General features: G+C 41.6%; 10 protein-coding genes. 3 read left to right on the forward strand and 7 right to left on the reverse strand.

Annotated elements, in window-relative coordinates; translation table 11 throughout:
- Positions 1-168: 168 nt before the first annotated feature.
- The gene (locus QZ135_RS17090; protein ID WP_294611929.1) at positions 169-1,239 is read right to left on the reverse strand and encodes a M20 family metallo-hydrolase; all 1,071 of its coding nucleotides are present in this window, start codon (positions 1,237-1,239) and stop codon (positions 169-171) included.
- A gap of 187 nt (positions 1,240-1,426) precedes the next feature.
- The gene (locus QZ135_RS17095) at positions 1,427-2,032 is read right to left on the reverse strand and encodes a porin family protein (protein ID WP_294611931.1); all 606 of its coding nucleotides are present in this window, start codon (positions 2,030-2,032) and stop codon (positions 1,427-1,429) included.
- 225 nt (positions 2,033-2,257) lie between these two features.
- Between QZ135_RS17095 and QZ135_RS17100 the strand changes: the two genes are divergently transcribed.
- Together QZ135_RS17100 and xyl3A are read left to right on the forward strand one after the other, a co-directional pair.
- On the forward strand, positions 2,258-4,063 hold the full coding sequence (locus QZ135_RS17100) for an AMP-dependent synthetase/ligase (protein WP_294611972.1): 1,806 nt from the start codon (positions 2,258-2,260) through the stop codon (positions 4,061-4,063).
- 195 nt (positions 4,064-4,258) lie between these two features.
- Complete coding sequence (xyl3A, locus tag QZ135_RS17105) at positions 4,259-6,847, forward strand: xylan 1,4-beta-xylosidase (protein WP_294611932.1); 2,589 nt, start codon at positions 4,259-4,261, stop codon at positions 6,845-6,847.
- Between the two features lie 79 nt (positions 6,848-6,926).
- On the opposite strand, the gene QZ135_RS17110 is transcribed toward xyl3A, so the two are convergent.
- Both QZ135_RS17110 and QZ135_RS17115 read right to left on the reverse strand, forming a co-directional pair.
- Positions 6,927-8,405 carry a glycoside hydrolase family 28 protein gene (locus QZ135_RS17110; RefSeq protein ID WP_294611934.1) on the reverse strand — a complete coding sequence of 493 codons (1,479 nt, stop codon included), beginning with the start codon at positions 8,403-8,405 and terminating at the stop codon, positions 6,927-6,929.
- Positions 8,406-8,591: 186 nt separating this feature from the next.
- Positions 8,592-11,510, reverse strand: coding sequence for a M16 family metallopeptidase (locus QZ135_RS17115; protein WP_294611936.1), 2,919 nt, complete (start codon positions 11,508-11,510; stop codon positions 8,592-8,594).
- 113 nt (positions 11,511-11,623) lie between these two features.
- Here QZ135_RS17115 and prfB point away from each other — a divergent pair, with 113 nt between their 5' ends.
- Positions 11,624-12,739 (forward strand): peptide chain release factor 2, encoded by a 1,116-nt coding sequence (gene prfB, locus QZ135_RS17120; protein ID WP_294611938.1) that lies wholly within the window; start codon positions 11,624-11,626, stop codon positions 12,737-12,739.
- A 73-nt stretch (positions 12,740-12,812) separates the two neighbouring features.
- Here the strand turns inward: prfB and QZ135_RS17125 are convergent, their stop codons facing one another.
- The 3 genes from QZ135_RS17125 to QZ135_RS17135 all read right to left on the reverse strand — a co-directional run bounded on the left by QZ135_RS17125 (position 12,813) and on the right by QZ135_RS17135 (position 16,106).
- Positions 12,813-13,811, reverse strand: a complete 999-nt coding sequence (locus QZ135_RS17125; RefSeq protein ID WP_294611939.1) for an MAC/perforin domain-containing protein — start codon at positions 13,809-13,811, stop codon at positions 12,813-12,815.
- Positions 13,812-14,050: 239 nt separating this feature from the next.
- A complete protein-coding gene (locus QZ135_RS17130) occupies positions 14,051-15,589 on the reverse strand; it encodes an MAC/perforin domain-containing protein (protein WP_294611941.1) in 1,539 nt (512 codons plus the stop codon).
- Between the two features lie 145 nt (positions 15,590-15,734).
- A complete protein-coding gene (locus QZ135_RS17135) occupies positions 15,735-16,106 on the reverse strand; it encodes a DUF3244 domain-containing protein (RefSeq protein WP_294611942.1) in 372 nt (123 codons plus the stop codon).
- Between the last annotated feature and the right edge of the window lie 16 nt (positions 16,107-16,122).

The following is a 16,122-nucleotide window of genomic DNA, read 5'->3' on the forward strand; positions in this document are numbered from 1 at the left end:
AAAAAGAAAAATGGTACTAACAAATAAAAGCTTTCAACTAAAGTGAAGAAGAACCACTAAATCCAGTACAGTACATCCCCTTAATGGGAACGCGCGTTCCCTGCCTTGGAAACTGTTGTTCCCTGGTACGGGGAAACTGCAAGTGACTTATATATAATTGATTAAGTGTTATAAGGTGGCTCTGTCCAGCAGCTCAAGATACAATCCGATTGCTTCTTCTATCTCCTTAATGAAGATGAACTCGTCTGCTGTATGGGAACGGCTGCTCTTTCCGGGTCCCATTTTCAAAGAAGGAAATGACATTAAAGCCTGGTCCGAAAGGGTAGGAGAACCGAAGGGGATACGGCCCATAGCAACGGCACGCTGCACTATCGGGTGCTTTTCTTCCACATGCGAAGAACTCAAACGGAAAGAACGGGCTTTTGCTTCACAGGAGATGTGTTTCTGTATTTCTTCAAATAGTTCCTGATTACTGTAACACTCATTACTACGAATATCTACTACGAAAGTACAGCGGTCAGGAATGACATTATGTTGAGTGCCGGCGTTTATTTGCGTCACGCTCATCTTTACAGGGCCCAACAGTGGGGAAACTTTCTCGAATTGGTAGTCGCGAAACCAGGCGATGTCTTCCAATACCTTATATATAGCATTATCTCCTTCGTTTCGTGCGGCATGTCCTGCTTTGCCGTAAGCGGTTACATCCAGTACCATCAATCCTTTTTCTGCGATGGCGGGTTGCATCTCGGTCGGTTCGCCAACAATGGCAAAGCTGATAGGGGGTAGTTCGGGCAATACACACTCGATGCCACCTTTTCCGGAAACTTCTTCTTCGCAGGAAGCCAGATAAATGAGATTGTACTTCTGTGACGTGCGGCAAAGTTGCAGGAAAACCTGCAACAGGCTGACTACACTTGCACCTGCATCGTTGCTACCCAGTCCGTATAGTTTTCCGTTACTTTCCATTGTCGGGGTAAACGGGTCTTTTCGCCAGCCATTTACGGCTTTCACTGTGTCGATGTGCGAGTTCAATAATAAAGTCGGTTTATTCAGGTCGAACATCGGGCTAAGGCACCATACATTATTACCTTTTCGTCCGGTTGCCATGCCTTGCAACTCAATGTAGTTTTGTAGATAATCCGCCGCTTTTTCTTCATCGCGACTAAGGGAAGGGATAGCAATCAGAGACTTAAGAACTCCGGTTGCTTCAGAAACCATTGTAGGTATATCGTAAGTCATACTTTAATCGAATAAATTATTATGATGCAAACTTACGGATAAATACTGAAATATGTTTAACTGGCAGGATAAAAATGCCATTTTATCCGTTGATGCCGGTGAATAAGGAAAGGGCAGCGTGTAGCAAGGTGAAAGGGAAATAGAAAAAGGGCGTTCAATGACGCCCTTTCCTAATTACTTTATGTTTTTAGAACATATAGCTCAAAGAAATCATCATGTTACGGTTCTTGTTATCTATATGATCGGCGTTGTCTATTAATCCCCAGTCATACCCGAAAGCAATCTGATATTTCTTGCAGAATTCAACACCGAATTTTAAGCCAATACCGAGGTCAAAGCGTTTCATACCACCACCGTCTTCATCAAAAACATTATCAGATGTATCCGACAAATCAATTCCATCGGTCTTAACTTTGCCAAAGAGGCCGATGGCAAGATAAGGACCTGCATTGCCGAAAACAGAGAAATTTTCATTCACTGCATACTTATAACCCATGTGTACGGGAATCTCTAAATAACAAGGATTATATTTGATATCATAGGAAACAAAATTTGCTTTTGCACCCTTTAGTGACAATAGGGCACCTAAATCCAAATATACTCCTTCGGCAATCTGTGGCAATCCCACTTCAGCCTTGGCTCCGGCATGGAAACCTACTTTACTGCTAAATGCATCGTTGGAAAAATTACTGGAGTTCAGACCAAGAGTAACACCCCATCTGAGGTTATCTTGTGCGTTGACACTTCCGAAACCTATCGCCAGTATGGCGATTAAAGCTAGAATCTTTTTCATGTTAGTTGAGTAATTGCGTTGATATTAAAAACTATCGGTTGCAAATATATACATATATTTCAGTTTCTTTAGAAAAACGAATAGAAATATGGGGCAACTACCCTTTTTTATAGTAAGATAGTACTAATATTGCGGAAGTATATACTAAATATTTAATTCTCAATATAGAAATAGTTTCAAATGAAACCACTACCTTTGTGCCGTATTTACCAATTTATGAATAATATGATTAATAACCATTTATCTGTCCTCGTGCATCGGCGGGCAGAGAAGTATGGCGATAAAGTGGCTCTGAAATATAGAGATTACGAAACGTCGCAATGGATACCCATCACCTGGAATCAATTCTCACAAACGGTACGACAAGTTGCGAATGCACTCGTAGAGCTAGGAGTGCAAGAAGAAGAAAATATAGGAATATTCTCTCAGAATAAGCCTGAATGTCTGTATGCGGACTTCGGTGCATTTGCTAACCGTGCCGTGACCATACCCCTGTATGCTACCAGTTCGCCCGCACAGGCGCAATATATCATTAATGATGCTCAGATACGGTATATCTTTGTAGGTGAACAGTTCCAATATGATGCCGCATTCAGTGTATTTGGTTTCTGCCAGTCATTACAGCAACTCATTATTTTCGACCGTGCCGTGGTGCGTGACCCGCGCGATATGACTTCCATCTATTTCGATGAATTTCTGGAAACCGGTAAAGGTTTGCCGAACAACGATATTGTAGAGGAACGCACTTCCCGTGCATCCGATGATGACCTTGCCAATATACTTTATACATCAGGCACAACAGGCGAACCGAAAGGTGTTATGCTGCATCACTCCAACTATATAGAGGCTTTCCGCATTCACGATATTCGTCTGGTAGACATGACCGACCAGGATGTTTCCATGAATTTCCTTCCATTGACGCATGTGTTCGAAAAAGCCTGGACATACCTCTGCATTTACAAAGGCGTGCAGATTTGCATCAACCTCCGTCCGGTAGATATCCAGACCACTATTAAAGAAATCCGTCCGACATTGATGTGCAGCGTTCCCCGTTTCTGGGAAAAGGTATATGCCGGGGTACAGGAAAAGATAGCCCAGGAAACCGGCTTGAAGAAAGCTATGATGCTGGATGCCATCAAGGTGGGTAAGATACACAATATCGACTATCTGCGTAAGGGTAAAACGCCGCCGTTGATGCTTCATCTGAAGTATAAGTTCTATGAAAAGACCGTCTATGCTTTGCTGAAAAAGACTATCGGTATTGAAAATGGCAATTTCTTCCCTACTGCCGGGGCTGCCGTACCCGATGAAATTTGTGAATTTGTTCATTCTGTAGGTATCAATATGCTGGTTGGCTATGGCCTGACTGAATCGACAGCCACTGTTTCCTGTTTCCTCAACCAAGGTTACGAAATAGGTTCCGTAGGTACCGTAATGCCCGATGTGGAAGTGAAAATCGGTGAAGAGAATGAAATCCTTCTGCGTGGAAAAACCATAACGAAGGGTTATTATAAGAAGGCTGAAGCTACTGCCGCAGCCATTGATAAGGATGGGTGGTTCCATACCGGTGATGCCGGTTACCTGAAAGGCGACCAGCTTTATCTGACTGAACGTATCAAGGACCTCTTCAAGACTTCCAACGGTAAGTATGTCAGTCCGCAAGCATTAGAAACCAAACTGGCCATCGACCGCTATATTGATCAGATTGCCATCATTGCCGACCAACGCAAGTTTGTGTCTGCCCTTATTGTTCCTGTCTATGGTTTTGTGAAGGATTATGCCAAGGAGAAAGGTATTGAATATAAGAATATGGAGGAACTTCTGCAGCATCCTAAGATTCTTGGTTTGTTCCGTGCCCGCATAGACACCTTGCAACAGCAGTTTGCCCACTACGAACAGGTAAAACGTTTTACTCTGTTGCCCGAACCTTTCAGTATGGAACGTGGTGAACTGACCAATACATTGAAACTAAAACGCCCTGTAGTGGCAAAGAACTACAAGGAAGTGATAGATAAGATGTACGAAGAATAAGAAAGACACTCCTTTCAAATTATAAAATGAAATCTCCCTATTTATCTTTTACCTCATTCGGAAAAAGAAAATATGGGAGATTTTGCTTTAAAAGTGCACCATTATAATCAAAATATCCTGTTTGTTTTCTTTTCTTCTTCCTAATTTTGTATTAAATGAATGGCATAGCTTTACATAATTAATCAACTTAAAAGGATGAAAAGAATTATTATTTATTTGTTGCCTCTTCTACTACTATCCGGCTGCGGACAAGTGTCTTACAAAAACACCTCCTTGTCTCCTGAAGAACGTGCAGATCTGTTGGTGAAAGAACTGACACTGGAAGAAAAGGTACAACTCATGATGGATGGTTCCCGTCCCGTGGAACGATTGGGTATAAAACCATATAATTGGTGGAATGAGGCCTTGCATGGGGTTGCTCGTGCAGGGTTGGCTACCGTTTTTCCCCAGCCTATAGGTATGGCTGCGTCATTTAGCCCCGAAACGGTATATGATGTATTCACTGCCGTGTCTGATGAGGCGCGTGCCAAGAATACTTATTATTCATCTAAAGACAGCCGTGAGCGTTATCAGGGATTAACCATGTGGACGCCTACGGTCAATATTTATCGTGACCCGCGTTGGGGGAGAGGTATCGAAACCTATGGCGAAGACCCTTATCTTACAAGCCGGATGGGAGTAATGGTAGTAAAAGGGTTACAGGGCCCTGCAGACGGAAACTATGATAAGTTGCATGCTTGTGCCAAGCACTTTGCCGTACACTCCGGTCCCGAATGGAACCGCCATTCTTTTAATGCGGAGAATATCAAACCTCGCGATTTGTATGAAACATATTTGCCACCTTTCGAAGCTTTAGTGAAAGAGGGAGAAGTAAAAGAAGTGATGTGCGCTTACAACCGTTTTGAAGGGGAACCTTGTTGTGGCAGCAACCGCTTGTTAATGCAAATCTTACGTGATGAATGGGGGTTTGATGGTATAGTTGTATCCGATTGTGGTGCCATTGCCGATTTTTATAATGACCGTGGACATCACACGCATCCGGACGCTGAGTCTGCTTCTGCCGCTGCTGTAGTAAGTGGAACTGATTTGGAATGTGGTTCCAGCTATAAAGCTTTGGTGGAAAGTGTAAAGAAAGGGTTGATCTCTGAAGAAAAAGTAAATACTTCTGTGAAGCGTTTGTTGAAAGCCCGTTTCGAGCTGGGAGAAATGGATGATTTGGAAAAAGTATCCTGGGCAAAAATACCGTTCTCTGTAGTCGCTTCTGCTGCCCATGATTCATTGGCATTGAAAATAGCCCGTAAATCCATGACGTTACTGATGAATAAGGATAACTTCTTGCCGTTGAAGCGTGGAGGACTGACAGTAGCTGTTATGGGACCCAATGCCAATGATTCTGTCATGCAATGGGGAAATTACAATGGAATGCCGCCACACACCGTAACTATTCTGGATGGAGTGCGGAATTTGCTCGGCGTTGATGATAAACTGATTTATGAACAAGGTTGCCCGTGGGTAGAAAGAACCTTGATTCATAGTGCATTCAGCCAATGCAAGTCGGCGGATGGTCCTGGTTTCACTGCCCGTTACTGGAATAATCTGACGCGTGAAGGTAGCCCTGTGACTACTACTCAGGTCACCACTCCTTTCCGTTTCTGCACTTCGGGTGCCACGGTTTTCGCTCCGGGAGTAAATCTGACGGACTTCTCTGCTACTTATAATAGTGTATTTACTCCTGTACAATCCGGAGAAATCGTACTTGAAGTATACTGTTACGGAAACGGGCGTCTTCGTGTAAATGGAGAAGAGGTGAAAAGTTTTTTTAATAAGCATGGTGCCCGTAAAACGACTCATGCCATGAAAGTACAGGCCGGTCAATCCTATGATATAGAACTCGATTTTGAATATCTTCGGAGTGATGCTCAGTTAAACTTCGATCTTGGCTTTAAGAGAGAGGTCGATATTCAGAAATCCGTCGAGCAAGTGAAGGAGGCAGATATCATTATTTTTGCAAGTGGCATATCTCCTAGTCTTGAAGGAGAAGAAATGGGAGTCAACCTGCCTGGCTTTAAGAAAGGTGACCGTACGGATATTGAACTTCCGGCAGTTCAGCGTGAGCTGATTGATGCTTTGTACCGTGCCGGCAAAAAGATTGTTCTGGTTAACTGCTCCGGATCTCCTATTGGATTGGAACCTGAAACTAAGAAATGTGAAGCCATTCTGCAGGCTTGGTATCCGGGACAACAAGGTGGAACAGCAGTTGCCGAAGTGCTGTTTGGTGATTATAATCCGGCGGGTAGATTACCGGTAACATTCTATTGCAATGTATCTCAGCTTCCTGATTTCGAAGATTATAATATGACCGGGAGAACTTATAGATACATGCAGGATACCCCGCTGTTCTCATTCGGATATGGGTTGAGTTACACTACTTTCAGTTATGGCAAAGTTGTTCTTGATAGGAGCGAGGTTACTGCCGGACAAACTTTGAAGTTAACTGTTCCGGTCACAAATACGGGAAAACGTGGCGGTGAAGAAGTCGTTCAGGTTTATCTTAAAAGACAAGGTGATGCGGAAGGTCCTGTAAAAACACTACGTGCTTTCAAGCGTGTATTTATCCCAGTCGGACAGACTGTTAACATAGAGTTCGATTTGAAAGATAAGGAATTGGAGTGGTGGGATGAACAAACCAATACAGTGAGAGTCTGTTCGGGAACTTATGATATTATGGTAGGCGGCAGTTCGGAGGATGAATCTTTGCAACGAACTTTAGTTACCATAAAATAGTAATAACGGGTACTTCTTGAATATCAGATTACGCGGGGCACTTAAAGACCCGCGTAATTTGTATATCATCTGTTGGAAGTTATTTTCTCATGATCTGTGTGGAGTCGCAATGAATGATATGCACATTCTCCACATCCTTCTCTATATTTACTACCGGCTGATTGGCAATCGGCTTCTTTGAACGTACATCATTCAGGAATATGCCATTGCATTGTCTAAAGTAGAATGATGGTCCCTCGTCCACTGTAAAACTGACATTGTTAAATCGTATATCTGTTGCTGTTTCCGCTTTAAATCCTTGTTCGGCTACTATATTCATATTGGAAAAGGAGAGTTCGGATACAGGCATCTCTTCAATTCCTTTTATATATCCTATTCGTTTTATATCATTTCCTGTGACATTACTCAAATGAATATTGCGGAAGATAGGTGTACGTTCACTTATAGGCTCCACTTTCGATAAACGGTCATAAAATAAGTCGAAGATAAAGGCATCTCCCTGTATATTCTTCATCACAATATTGTCTACCCGGATATCTTCTACTATACCACCGCGCCCACGGGATGCTTTTAACCGGATACCGGCATTAGTCCCATCAAATACACAATTGGATATTGCCACTCTTTTTACTCCACCTGACATTTCACTACCGATGACTACTCCACCATGCCCGGAAAGCATAATGCAGTTGGTGATTGTAATATTCTCACAGGCTTTTCCATATTTACGTCCATCAGCATCACGTCCGGATTTGATGGTGATACAATCGTCTCCAACGCTGATAAGACAATCGGAGATGCGTACATTTCGGCAGGAACTCGGATTGATGCCATCCGTATTGGGACCTTTAGGATCGCTTGACGGATTATTGATAGTAACCCCATGTATTGTAACGTTATCACAAAATGCCGGATTGATAGTCCAGAAAGGAGAGTTTATGATCTTTACATTCTCGATAAGGATGTTGGTACATTCGTAGAACTGGATAAAAGGCGGGCGGAACATACGACGTTCCAATGAGGGTTTGTAATAGTCGGATATTTCCAGATCTTTATTAGCGTCCACCCACATCTGCTGCAGTTTATCCAAGGCGGGGAGTTTACCGCCGTTTTCTTTTATCACTTTCCGGGTATCAAATTCCCATAGCCACCATTTTAATCCGTTTCCATCCAGTGTACCGCGTCCGGAAATGGTTACATTATCTGCTGAGTGTGCATAAATCAGTGGTGATAAACTTTTCATCACAGTGCCTTCCCAACGTAAGGTGACGAAGGGCAGATAATCCTCAAACTTGTCGGAGAAACGCAAAACTGCACCCGATTCCAAGTACAGCGTTATGTTACTTTTCATGCGAATGGTAGCAGTAAGGTAAGTTCCGGCAGGGAAATAAATAGTTCCGCCACCTTCCGAAGCTGCTTTTTCAATGGTTCGGTTGATTAGTTCCGTACAGGACTTGGTACCTTTGGCATCTGCTCCCAACTGTTTCATGTCGAATGTGCGGGACATGGCTACCACGGCCACCATTATTCCCACAATAAAAATAGATAAACGTTTCATGGTTTGTCTTATGTTCTTTGATATGTGATATAATTTGTGAATACACGGCAAAGGTAGGCATTGGCGATATGCCAGAGGGGGACTTTTTGTGGAATAAGGAGTATTTATAGATTAGAATAAAACAAAATAGGAAAAGGGCTGCACTATTTAGCGCAACCCTTTTCCTATTTTTAAGAATCAGATAGATTAATATCCGAATATATCTTCTTGTTTCAATTCAATCACCGGACCTACTTTCTTCAAGGCATCCATATCCAGTTCTTTCTTATCACCGAGGATGGCGTATGTATAAGTGCGTCCCTTGATCCACTTATTCTGGAAATCGATGACATCCTTCAACGTCATGTTCTGTACATCCTTGTACAGTTGGATGCGGCTGTCTGTATTCTGTCCCAGATATTGAGCACTGATATAATCCCAGATAACATCCATCTTGATGGTACGATCAGTGCGCATACGGGCAATCATGCCATCTTTAGCCAGTTTGAAGGCGGCTTCTGATTCCGGCATGTTGTTGATGATATCATTGAATGTATTGATTGCATCTATCATCTTGTCATTCTGTGTGGCAATCTGAGTGCGCAGTGTATAAGGATCAGTCAGGTAAGACGGTTTCAGCATACCTGCCCATGCAGAGTAAGCTAGACCGCGGCTTTCGCGCATTTCCTGGAATACGATAGAGTTCATACCACCACCAAAGTATTCGTTATATAATTGACGGCCCGATTCGGCAGCAGGATCAAATTTCTCTCCCTTATTGGAAATCTGCGACATATAGATTTGCTTGGCATCATAAGGAGCGATGAATACCTTTGTTTCAGGTGTGAGTAGCGGTTCAAAATTGTTTCCTGCCGGAATCTCTTTCAAAGCTTCGGGCACCTGATGTTCTTTATTGATGATAGCAAGCAAATCATCTTGGCTGCTCGGACCGTAATAAAGAATACGATGCTTGAAACTATTCAGTTCTTTGATGCGATCAATCAGTTCTTGCGGATCCATGTAAGTCAGTTCCGATTCGCTCAGCAAGTTGGTGGCAGGAGATTTCGGACCATAAGTGGCATAACTCACCAGGCGTGAGAAGTTCTGCATCTGGTTCAGTTTTGCATCTTTACGAGCTTTCAATACGTCTTTAGCCATGTTGTCGTAAGCTTCTTTGTTCACTTGGGCGTTTGCCATCAGCTTTTCGAAGAGTTCCATAGCGGCAGGCATGTTCTCATTGAGACCAGAGAGTACTACATAAGTGCGCTTGCTGCCCGGTGATACGAAGAATGAACAGGCAAGACGATAGAACTCGCTCTTCACTTCTTCGGGAGTCATGTCGGCGGTACCGAGGTATTCGAGGTACTGGGCGGCAGTTCCGAGTGCTTTATCATTGTTGCTGCCCATGTCGAAGAGGTAAATCAACTGGAAGATATCGTTCGTGGTGTTCTGTTTGTAGAGCACGGGGAGGTCTGATTTAGCTTTCAGTTGGGAAAGATCTTTGGAGTAATCCAGGAATACCGGTTCGATGGGTTGCACCACACTTGCCTGTATCTCTTTCAGGAAGCTGCTGACAGTGTCACGGTTCATCACAATAGGGGTGATCTCCGGTTTCGACATTTTCTTTTCGTTCGGGTCTTTACCTTGTTTCTTATAAATGATGGCGTAGTTGTTATCTTTCAGATATTTGTTGGCGAAGGCTACAATGTCATCCTTCGTGAGTTTGGACATGCGGTCGAGGGCGGTTACTTCATCTGCCCAGTCGCTACCGTTTACGAATGATTCAACGAACATATCGGCACGTGCATCATTGTTTTCCAACTGCTGCATCTGATACAACTTGAAGTTGTTGATATTGGCTTCCAGCATCTTCTCGTCAAAGTCGCCGTCACGGAGTTTCTTCAACTCACCCAACATCAGATCTTTCACTTCGTCCAAAGTTTGTCCTTGTTTGGGGCGTCCCTGCATCATCAATGCGCTGTAATCACTCATTGTCATAGGGTAGCAATAAGAACTTAAGGTCTTTTGCTGCTGTGTAAGGTCAAGGTCGAACAGACCGGCTTGTCCGTTATAAAGTATCTGGGAAACTACTTGCAATGTTTCCACATCTTTGCTGGCAGCTCCGGGGAAACGCCATGCCAGGGCAACACTTTCTGCATCCGGACCAAACACTTCGCGTACAATTGGTGCGGTAATATCCGTTTCTTTCGGCAAATTCAGCTTCGGCAGGTCAGGGTTCGGTTTCAATCCGCCAAAGTATTTGTCGATAGTGGCAATCATCTGGTCGGGATCGAAATCACCAGAAAGACAGATAGCCATGTTGTTGGGCACATACCATTTCTTATAATATTCTTTGATATTCTTGATGGAAGGATTCTTCAGGTCTTCTTGTGTGCCGAGTACAGTTTGCGTGCCATAAGGATGGTGGGGGAAGAGGGAAGAAAGTACCGCTTCATATACTTTGCGCGGGTCGCGGGTCAGTGACATATTCTTTTCTTCGTAAACTGTCTCCAATTCTGTATGGAAACCACGGATTACGCAGTTTTCAAAGCGTTCTGCCTGAATTTTTGCCCAGTTGTCAACTTGATTGCTGGGGATGTCTTCGGTATAGCAGGTTACGTCGAAACTGGTGTAGGCATTCGTTCCGTTGGCACCGATGGCAGCCATCAGCTTGTCATACTCGTTGGGAATGGCATACTTGGACGCTTCGTAAGAGATGCTGTCTATTTTTGCATAAATGGCTTTGCGTTCAAGGCTGTCGGTAGTTTTGCGGTAGATTTCAAACTGCTCTTCAATCTGGTCGAGCAAAGGCTTTTCAATCTCATAATTCTGAGTACCGAAGTTGGTGGTACCTTTGAACATCAGGTGTTCAAAGTAGTGAGCTAATCCGGTGGTCTCTGCAGGGTCATTCTTTCCACCTACACGTACGGCAATGTACGTCTGTATACGCGGTGTTTCCTTATTAACGGTCATATAAACTTTCAAACCGTTGTCCAGAGTGTAGATGCGCGCTTTCAGCGGATCGTTGGGCACTGTTTCGTAACTGTACTTCGAAGTACAACTTCCTAAGCTTATCGCTACCAATAGGATAAGCATTAAACCAATTTGTCGGAATAGTTTGTTCATAAGCTGACTTATTAGATTGATAACTGCAAAAATATGCGTTTTTTTCATACCTTTGCACTCAAAAAGTAAATATTTTCAAAACTAACGGCTAATTTCAATCGTAAATAGGAATTATGATTACCATAGAACAACTGAAAGACGTCAAAGAGCGTACCGAAGCACTCTATCGCTATTTGGATATAGAAGGGAAGAAAATCCAGGTGGAAGAAGAACAGTTACGCACCCAGGCTCCGGGCTTTTGGGACGACCAGAAGGCTGCCGAGGCACAGATGAAAAAGGTGAAAGGTTTGCAACAATGGATATCCGGCTATAATGAAATAAAGACATTGTCGGAAGAATTGCAGTTATCTTTTGATTTCTATAAGGACGACCTCGTAACCGAGGAAGAAGTGGACGAAGCTTTTGCAAAAGCCTCTGCGGCTCTTGAAGCATTTGAACTGAAGAACATGCTTCGTGACGAAGCCGACCAGATGGACTGCGTATTGAAAATCAATTCCGGTGCAGGCGGCACAGAGAGTCAGGACTGGGCAAGCATGCTGATGCGTATGTATCTGCGTTATGCCGAAACCAACGGATATAAGGCTGTTATCTCTAACTTGCAGGAAGGTGATGAAGCGGGTATCAAAACCTGTACCATTGAGATTTCAGGTGATTATGCCTATGGCTACCTGAAAGGAGAAAACGGTGTGCATCGTCTGGTGCGTGTGTCTCCCTACAATGCACAGGGCAAGCGTATGACTTCTTTCGCTTCCGTTTTCGTAACCCCGTTGGTGGATGATACGATTGAAGTGAACATCAATGTTGCCAATATCTCTTGGGATACTTTCCGCTCCAGTGGTGCCGGTGGTCAGAATGTAAATAAGGTGGAGTCCGGCGTTCGTCTGCGCTACCAATTCAAGGACCCGTATACCGGTGAGGAAGAAGAAATCCTGATTGAAAATACCGAAACGCGCGACCAGCCCAAGAATCGTGAGAATGCAATGCGCCAGTTGCGCTCTATTTTATATGATAAGGAACTCCAACATCGCATGGCGGAACAGGCAAAGGTGGAAGCAGGCAAGAAAAAAATCGAATGGGGTTCGCAGATACGAAGCTATGTATTCGATGACCGCCGCGTGAAAGACCACAGAACCAATTTCCAGACTTCGGACGTGAACGGAGTGATGGACGGAAAATTGGATGGATTCATTAAAGCGTACCTGATGGAGTTTGCAGGACAAGAAGGATAAACCGTATCCCTGTTTTAAAATAAAAGATAATGGGTGTCATCTTTCATTCATAGGGTGGTACCCATTCTTATTATTAATGATTGCAGTACTTCAGAATTGCATCTTTAATCTCTGACTTCTTCTTTGCATCCTGTATAAAATCACTTATTAGATATATACGTGTCGTAGACTGTCCGATTCCAATTAATTTTCCTTTTTGATAATCAATGCTTTCATTCCAATTCTGATATCCTGATATTTCGTTTTCTTTTCTAAGGGTGATATGTGACTCGACTCCACCTATAACTCTGACATGGATCTTCACTTCATCATAACCTGCGAAAACTCTAGCCGGATTCACTGAATAATTAGAAGAAAAGATTTCATAACTGTAGTATTGGGCTTGTCTTTTTAAATCGACATCATACTGGTTTTTGTCATGCTTGGCAGTACAGGAAATCGACATATACCCTCCTAACAATATATCAGTAAGAACATGTGTTCCATATCTTATCACAATTTCGTCGCCACTGCATTTCTCTAAATCATCTATAAATTCTTTAGATAAGAAATTATATAAATACTCCGGATATGTATCGAAAAGAGTGAATCTGCCAGTCGGTCTAATATATTCAACCTTGTAAAACTCATTGCTTTGCAGGTTCTCTTCAGTGTTTCCTACATCTTCTGCAAATAAATTCAGTACTTCATCTCCAATCTTTGCATTCACTCTGCTGTTTAAATAGATATTATCAATGTATCGCTTTAAATTTTTTTCCCCATTGATAATAAAATCTCCACTTTGATAGAATCTGGACTTTTCCACTTCATTTTGTAAGCGGTCAATGTCGAGGACTCTACTCCTTATGTGCGTATATCCTTTAATGATACTTTTTTTGCAATCGAACCCTCTCCCTAACAGATCTATAAAGTTATATTCGGTATCATCTGTAGCAACTTCTATACGCAATGTTATGTCTGCACATTCTTGAGGTTTTACTTCGGGTGGTATAACTTCAGGCTTAGCCTCATTTTGCTGACAGCCCCAAAGGAAAAATGCTAATATCACAATCTGATAATAGTTCTGTTTCATGGTTTATGTTGTTATGTTAATATTTAAGTTCAAAAATAGCATATTATTCTTTATGTGGGAACTTTTTTATCAAATATTGTAATTTCAAATAAAAAATATAAGATGATGAGAATTTGTTAAAAGAAAAGATGCAACGTAAAGTTTAGAACTTTTGACCCAAACAGCCATTCTGAACTTTACGTTGATTAGCAATAGGTATTGTTATGATAATCTTAAGATATCATCTACTTTCTCATTTCTTATTTTGGTGGTATCACGATATTAAGCCATAAAGATTGATCATTTGGATTCCTGGGATGTAACTTATGGTCTGTAGTGCAAAAATATAATCCACTGTTTACATGCTTAAGCATATACTTGTCTTTTTGACCAGGTACACCTTCTATAGCCCATAACTGATCAGTCGAGCTTTCACTAAATCTTGGTAAATATATACTGCTTGATGAAGGAGTTACAAGTGCATAATCAATTGTTTGTTTTGTTCTTGTTCCGATACGATAATATTCACCATAAGGATAAAAGGTCCAATGTAACCTCCAAGCATCTGTGTCAGTTTCATCCCATGGATTAGCTTGACCCACTGGCAATCTGTTTATATAAGCATTTTGCTGTTGCCAAACATATTGAAGGTCCATTGCTGCAAGTATATACTGCTTGTTATTTGTTGTCAATGTATAATAGATGACGCCTAGTTCATAATCCAGGGTTTGCATAGTGTTCATATTTATTCTTTGCTTTTCACAATATCTCACAATAGCATCCTCTATTTCTTTCTTTTTAGAAGAATCATCTACAAAGTCACTTATAAAGTGTATTTCTGTTGTATTGTCTCCAATTCCAATAATCTGTTCTGTGGTTATATCCACACTGTTTAACCAGTCAGTAAGGTCTATATTGATAGGAGCCATTTCCCCTTTAATCGGATCAAATGAAATAGATGTATTTATTGCTGCTTTTCCACCATAAGTTTTAATTGTTATACTTACGTCTTTGAAATTTTTGAAACGACTCTGTGCTTCTGTGCTTCCGGTACCAGCAGTAAAATATTTAGAGTATAAGTCGGCTTCTTTTTTAAATGAACTTTCATTGGCGGTAGTCGTCATTTTAGCATTAAAAATGATACTGCTTACTCCCCCTAATAAGATGTCACTGAGAACATGTGTCCCAAATTTTTCCACTATTTTATCTCCTGTAGAATTCTTTAAACTATTCAAAAAATTATCTGTTAAAAAATATTTCAGATAAGAAGGGGCGACTTCAGAGAGTTTTAGTTTTCTTGTTACTTTCTCGGAGTTCACTCGATAAAAACAGTACGAACTGCTAAATCGAGATGAGTCGTTATAAAAACTCTTTAAATCAGCACTAAACAACTTCACGCCTAATTTATTAATCTCGGTACTAGCATTATATCTCGTATGCTGTCCACGGTTATATTCATCTAAATTGGCTCCCCATTCAGAATATAAATTTCCGCCGCCAGGGAGGATAGATTCTTCAATAAAACCAGGTTCCATTGCAATTTCTTCTCTTGTGATAGGATCACGCCCTCTCCCAGATTTAAGTCGATCTAAGTCAATGACTTGTAACTTCCCATAAACAGATCCTTTAAAAGCGCTAAGAGTACAATCATAACCGTACCCCAACAAATCGTATTTACGATCTCCAGCAGCCCTTGTTGTAAGATCAGTACTCTTTGCTGGCGTAAAATCTTCTAAATCAGTGTTGCAACTGAATAGAGTTAACAATAGTAATGCTAACGATAGAAAATGCTTTTTCATAATCTTTTCTTTTTAAATTAAACAATATCATAAGTGTCCTGAACTGTTTCTTGAATCGTTTATTAAATGTCCTTATGTTAATCTGTTATGTAATATTGACAGAGAAATGGTTGTAGTCCTCTGGCTAAAACAAGCTTCTGATTAATTAAGGTGTAAATAGCCCCCAAAGGGAGTACTCGCTATTCGTTAATTCAATAGTGTATATTTCTCCTTCTCTTATATTATTTAGCGGAAAGGAAAAAACTCGGTTGTCAAATATGGTAACGGCGTCTGAATAAACAATACTTTGGAATTCATTTAATATTGTTACTTGTAAGCAATCTAAGATAATCTCTGAATAGATGTAGATAGCGTTCCCATCATGAAAGACTTTGGGAATATAAGGGATTGAACGCTTGTCTTCACCCCAACTTCTTTCAATAACCTTGATATTTATCTGCTCTTTGTCATCTTTCTGTTTGGCAAAAGAGACTAATGGCATCATAATGCACATAAATACGACCAATTTTTCTTTCATATTATTTATTGTTTAG

The organism is uncultured Bacteroides sp., assembly GCF_905207245.1.
GTDB lineage: Bacteria > Bacteroidota > Bacteroidia > Bacteroidales > Bacteroidaceae > Bacteroides.

What these genes read in the sequence shown, in the direction of transcription:
- QZ135_RS17130 (WP_294611941.1), bottom strand. Translation starts at nt 15,589, where the DNA reads ATGAAAAAGCATTTTCTATCGTTAGCATTACTATTGTTAACTCTATTC.
- prfB (WP_294611938.1), top strand. Translation starts at nt 11,624, where the DNA reads ATGATTACCATAGAACAACTGAAAGACGTCAAAGAGCGTACCGAAGCA.
- QZ135_RS17110 (WP_294611934.1), bottom strand. Translation starts at nt 8,405, where the DNA reads ATGAAACGTTTATCTATTTTTATTGTGGGAATAATGGTGGCCGTGGTA.
- QZ135_RS17115 (WP_294611936.1), bottom strand. Translation starts at nt 11,510, where the DNA reads ATGAACAAACTATTCCGACAAATTGGTTTAATGCTTATCCTATTGGTA.
- QZ135_RS17100 (WP_294611972.1), top strand. Translation starts at nt 2,258, where the DNA reads ATGATTAATAACCATTTATCTGTCCTCGTGCATCGGCGGGCAGAGAAG.
- QZ135_RS17090 (WP_294611929.1), bottom strand. Translation starts at nt 1,239, where the DNA reads ATGACTTACGATATACCTACAATGGTTTCTGAAGCAACCGGAGTTCTT.
- QZ135_RS17125 (WP_294611939.1), bottom strand. Translation starts at nt 13,811, where the DNA reads ATGAAACAGAACTATTATCAGATTGTGATATTAGCATTTTTCCTTTGG.
- xyl3A (WP_294611932.1), top strand. Translation starts at nt 4,259, where the DNA reads ATGAAAAGAATTATTATTTATTTGTTGCCTCTTCTACTACTATCCGGC.
- QZ135_RS17135 (WP_294611942.1), bottom strand. Translation starts at nt 16,106, where the DNA reads ATGAAAGAAAAATTGGTCGTATTTATGTGCATTATGATGCCATTAGTC.
- QZ135_RS17095 (WP_294611931.1), bottom strand. Translation starts at nt 2,032, where the DNA reads ATGAAAAAGATTCTAGCTTTAATCGCCATACTGGCGATAGGTTTCGGA.